The following is a 5,088-nucleotide window of genomic DNA, read 5'->3' as shown; positions in this document are numbered from 1 at the left end:
AGGATGACGTAGAGCACCCGCCGCGGCGTCGAGATCGCATCCCCCGGGTGCAGGACGATCGGCGCGGTCGCCGGATTCGTGCCGAGGGTGCGGATGGCGCCCGTGGGAGACCCCGCCGTGCGCGGGAGACGGGTGGTCGCGGTCTCCGGTGCTCGCGCACCGTCGGTCGGACGAGGATCAGCGGGGTTCTGTACAGGGAGAGAGGCGGTATCGAGCAAGAGGACTTCGTTTCAGCGGCGTGACGGGGCGTCGGCCGGGGATGACCGGTCTGGCGCAGAGGAGACGGCGGATGCGCCGTGATGCCGATCGCGGACAGGAGCGTCCGAATCGATTCGACTCCTCAGTGTATCGGACGCCTCGCCTCAGCCCTTCGTCGATCCCGCCAGCAGACCTCGCACGAAGAATCTCTGCAGCGAGAAGAAGACCACCAGGGGAACCACGAGCGAGACGAACGCCCCCGCCGTCAGCCGCTGCCAATCCTGACCTCGCGAGCCCACCATCTCCGCCAGCCGCTGGGTCAGCGGAGCGACATCCTGCGTGCCACCGGAGAAGATCAGCGCGACCAGCAGGTCGTTCCACACCCACAGGAACTGGAAGATCGCGAACGAGGCGATCGCCGGGGTGGCCAGCGGCAGGATGATGCGGAAGAAGATCTGCGCATGGGAGGCGCCGTCGACGCGGGAGGCCTCGATGACATCGCGCGGGATCTCGGAGATGAAGTTGTGGAGCAGGAAGATCGCCAGCGGCAGCGCGAAGATCGTGTGCGCGATCCACACCGGCAGGTAGTTCTGCTCGGGGATGATCGGGATGACGTCGTGGAGCCAGGCCTGCCCGGGGCGCAGCCAGAACGAGAACGTCTGCAGCAGCGGCACGAGGGCCATCTGCAGCGGCACGATCTGCAGCGCGAACACGAAGATGAACAGCGTGTTGGCGCCGGGGAACTTGATCCACGCGAACGCGTAGGCCGCCATCGAGGCCAGCACGAGCGGGAAGATCGTCGCCGGGATCGCGATCGCGAGCGAGTTGACGAAGTACGCCCCCAGCTGCGGTGACGACATCGACGGCGAGAACAGCACGTCCTGGTAGTTGTCGAGCGTGAATCCGGGATTCTGGAAGATCGTCCACCAGCCGGTGGTCTGGATGAGCTCCGCCGGACGGAACGACGAGACGAACAGGCCGAACGTCGGGATCGTCCACAGCACCGCGATGATGAGCGCGGCCAGCGTCGCCCAGCGCGACGTGAGACGGCGCTTCGCGCGAGCCGTGCGCGTGCCTTCTGCCGCTTCCTCGAAGGCGTCTTCTTTTCGCTCGTCGTCGATCGGAAGATCGACCGGGGCCACGCTGCTCATCGGATCTCCCTCTGCTTGCGGAGGACGTTGACGTTGTAGATGACGATGGGAAGGACCATCACGAACAGGATCAGAGCGAGCGCCGAACCGCGCCCAACCTCACTGGCGCGGAACGCCTGCGTGTACATCTCGTTGGCCACGACGCTCGTGTTGAAGTTTCCGGCGGTCATCGTCCGCACGATGTCGAAGACCTTGAGGGTCGCGATCGAGATGGTCGTCAGCACGACAACCAGCGAGGAGCGGATCCCGGGGACGGTGACGTTCGAGAAGCGCTGCCACGCGTTCGTGCCGTCGAGCTGCGCCGCCTCGATCTGCTCCGTCGGAATGCCCTTGATCGCCGCGCTCAGCACGACCATCGCGAATCCGGTCTGGATCCAGATCATGACGACGATCAGCAGGAAGGTGTTGAGCGGATCGGTCTGCAGCCACTGCACGGGGTCGCCGCCGAGTCCCACGACCATGGCGTTCAGCAGACCGATCTGATCGCGGCCGGCCGAGCGGTACTCGTAGACGAAGCGCCAGATGATGCCCGCGCCGACGAAGGAGATCGCCATGGGCATGAACACCAGCGCCTTGTAGAAGCGCTCACCGCGCGACTTGTCGATCCACACGGCGTACGCCAGTCCGAGCGCCGTCGAGATCGTGGGGACGAAGAGCACCCAGATGACCGTGTTGATGAGGGTGCGGATGGCCGAGGGCTGCGTGAACATCCACACGAAGTTGTCGAAGCTGAAGTTCCCGGAGTTGTCCAGGAACGCCAGCCCGGTCGTCCGCACCGCCGGCCAGATGAGGCCGATCGCCAGGAGGAGGATCGCCGGCAGCAGGAACCACGTCAGCTGCCAGTAGTCCCTGCCCTTCTTCGGCCCGCGGCCCATGAGGAGCACGAGGATGCCGATGATGGCGGCGAAGATCACCAGCCCCATCACCACCTGCAGGATCTTCCCCGTGAGGTCAGCGGTTGTCATCGAGGTCTTCCCTTCGTCGTTGAAGCATGGTGCGGCGACGGAGGCTCCAGGACCGAGGCGGCGCCGTTACCGCCTCGGCCCAGGAGCGAACCGATCAGCTGGCGGGCCAGCTTGCCTCGATCTCGTCGACGACCGTCTCGGTGTCATCGCCGGAGACCCAGGCGACGATGCCCTTCCAGAAGGAGTCGGCCCCGACCGCGCCGGGCATGAGGTCCGAACCGTCGAAGCGGAACGTCGTCTCCGGGTCCTGGAGGATCTCGATCGACTGCACGAGCAGCTCGCTCGACGCGTTCTCCGGGTCAACGCCCGTGTTGGCGCTGATCACGCCGCCGAGGCTGACCCGGTTGTTCGCCCACGTGTCGCTGGAGAGGTAGGCGCGGACCGCCTCGACCTCTTCGGCGTCGGTGAAGGCGACCGGGAACTCGCCGCCGCCGGTGACCGACAGCGGGTCGCCGGCGTTCGCGGGCGGGGTGAGGAATCCGAAGATGTCGCCGTTGGACGCGACCGTCACCTCATCGCCGCCCTCGGGGTTCCAGAAGGTCTCGTAGAACGAGGCCTGGTGGTGCAGCGAGCACTCGCCGTCGAGAATCGGCAGTCCCGCCGTCTGGAACGCCTCGGTCACGAGCGTCGACACGTCGCCGATGCCGCCGTTGACCATGTCCTCGTTCTTCAGGTATCCGCCGACGGCGTCGAAGGCCTCCACGACCTGCGGGTCGTTGAAGGGGATCTCGTGGGTCACCCACTGGTCGTAGACGTCGGCGCCGTGCAGACGCAGCATCCAGTCCTCGATCCAGTCGGTGCCCGGCCACCCGGTGGCGTCGCCGGACTCCAGGCCCACGCACCACGGCTTGCGGTCGCCGTCGGCCGCGATCTGCTCCGACAGCGCCTCGAGCTCGTCGAGCGTCGCGGGGATCTCCCAGCCGTTCTCCTCGAACTCGCTGGGCGAGTACCAGATGTACCCCTTGATGCTCGCCATGAGCGGCGCTGCGTAGAAGGTGTCGTCGTAGGTTCCGTAGGTCTTCCAGTCCTCCGACCAGAATTCGTCGACGTGGGCTTCGACCGCCTCCGAAGCGGGGATGAGCCATCCGCCCTCGGCGAGACGGGCGAGCAGTCCGGGCTGCGGCACGATGCCGATGTCGGGTGCATTGCCGCCCTCGGCGAGCACGGCGATCTGCGCCTCGAACTCGCTCGAGCCCTGATAGTCGATCTGGATGCCGGTGCAGGCCGAGAAGTCGCTCCACGACTCCACGAGGCGATCGGCTTCGAGATCGAGGATGGTGCCGCCGATGGTCACCTCCGCGCCGTCGAACGTGCCGTACTCCTCGTAGTCGGTGCAATCGACATCGGATGCGTCGGGCTGCATGTCGCCGGTACACGCCGACAGGGCCAGCGCGGCGACTCCCAGTCCGGCTGCCGCGGCGAAGACGCGCGAACGCGACTGAGTCCTCATGGTGCCTCCTCATTGAGTAGCAGGTCGGCATGACATCGCCGACCCAAGGTGCTCGGGAACCGTTCCCACGCTCACGCTAAGGGATCGCTCCCGCGCGCACAATCCGGTTCGGGTCACAACTGAATAACCATGGCCGCACGGGCTGGAATCGGCGTGGGAGCGCGTGCCACGATGTCTCGCAACCGGTTCCACTTTCCGGACGAAGACGACCGGCATCCGAGGAGCACAATGGGTGGCATCGCCGAGGTGGCGCGCGTGGCCGGCGTGTCGAAGTCGACCGCGAGCCGAGCTCTCACGGGGAACGGCTACGTCTCCCCCGCCACGCGCGAGCGGGTGGCGCGGGTGGCCGAAGACCTCGGGTACGTCGCATCCTCATCCGCGTCGAGTCTCGCCACCGGACGCACCCGGAACATCGGCGTCGTGATGCCCTACCTGAACCGGTGGTTCTTCGCCGAGGTGCTCGAGGGCGTTCAGGAGGTGCTGCTGGCGGAGGGGTTCGATCTCACGCTGTACGACGCGAAGCCCGGCACCGAGGGCAGGCGTCGCGTCTTCGACGACTTCCTCGCCCGAAAGCGGTTCGACGGCCTCATCGCGGTCGCCCTGGAACCCGACGACCATGAGCTCGAACGCCTCGTGGGAATCGGGCGGCCGGTCGTCAGCGTGGTCGGCGACAGCGACCAGACGAGCGTCGTCGGGCTGGATGACGTTCACGCGGCCCGTCGCGCCACCGCGCACCTGGTCGACCTCGGCCACGAGCGCATCACGTTCCTGGGCGGGATCTCCGACCACGAGGGCCCTCACGTCGACCGCGAGCGGCTGGGCGGATACACGTCGCGCATGCGCGACGCGGGACTGCGTCCGGACCACGCCCCATCCGAGGTGTCGCTCCCGGGCGGCTACGACGTGGCCGTCGACCTGCTGAGCGATCCCGATCGACGTCCCACGGCCATCGTCGCCGCGTGCGACGAGGTCGCCATCGGGGCGATCATCGCCGCGCGACGACTCGGCATCGCCGTTCCGTCCGCACTGAGCGTCGTCGGCATCGACAACCACGAATACTCGGAGATGTTCGGCCTCACCACGCTCGAGCAGTCCCCCCGCAGCCAGGGAGCGGCCGCCGCCCGACTGCTCCTCGACCATCTCAGGTCCCCCGGGACGGATCGCACCCAGATGCGCCTGCACGCGCGCCTCATCGTGCGCGGCTCGACGTCACCGCCGCCGGGCACTCCGTCGGTGGCGGTCGGCGTCATCCCCTGACCCGCGCCACCGGAGACGCACTGGAGACGACAGAACCCCGGATGCCGAAGCATCCGGGGTTCTGTTC

Annotated in this window: 4 protein-coding genes and 1 pseudogene; 1 reads left to right on the top strand and 4 read right to left on the bottom strand. The window is 67.2% G+C overall.

The window, feature by feature from the left end; all coding sequences use genetic code 11:
- From B4E30_RS04465 to B4E30_RS04450, 4 genes and pseudogenes are all read right to left on the bottom strand, one after another.
- Positions 1-218, bottom strand: a pseudogene (locus tag B4E30_RS04465) (Bcr/CflA family drug resistance efflux transporter); the annotation flags it as partial.
- A 144-nt stretch (positions 219-362) separates the two neighbouring features.
- Entirely contained in the window at positions 363-1,349 is a 987-nt protein-coding gene (locus B4E30_RS04460) for a carbohydrate ABC transporter permease (protein WP_194384745.1), read from the bottom strand.
- Positions 1,346-2,314, bottom strand: coding sequence for a carbohydrate ABC transporter permease (locus B4E30_RS04455; protein WP_194384744.1), 969 nt, complete (start codon positions 2,312-2,314; stop codon positions 1,346-1,348). Before B4E30_RS04455 ends, B4E30_RS04460 begins: the two co-directional genes overlap by 4 nt.
- A gap of 94 nt (positions 2,315-2,408) precedes the next feature.
- Positions 2,409-3,764 carry an ABC transporter substrate-binding protein gene (locus B4E30_RS04450; RefSeq protein WP_194384743.1) on the bottom strand — a complete coding sequence of 452 codons (1,356 nt, stop codon included), beginning with the start codon at positions 3,762-3,764 and terminating at the stop codon, positions 2,409-2,411.
- Positions 3,765-3,992: 228 nt separating this feature from the next.
- Between B4E30_RS04450 and B4E30_RS04445 the strand changes: the two genes are divergently transcribed.
- Positions 3,993-5,021, top strand: a complete 1,029-nt coding sequence (locus tag B4E30_RS04445; protein ID WP_286793669.1) for a LacI family DNA-binding transcriptional regulator — start codon at positions 3,993-3,995, stop codon at positions 5,019-5,021.
- The last annotated feature ends 67 nt before the right edge of the window (positions 5,022-5,088 follow it).

It is taken from the genome of Microbacterium sp. UBA3394 (genome assembly GCF_002358725.1).
In the GTDB taxonomy this organism is placed as follows: Bacteria; Actinomycetota; Actinomycetes; order Actinomycetales; family Microbacteriaceae; genus Microbacterium; species Microbacterium luteum.
Note: the sequence above shows the minus strand (reverse complement) of the source record. Positions and strands in the feature narration are given on the sequence as shown.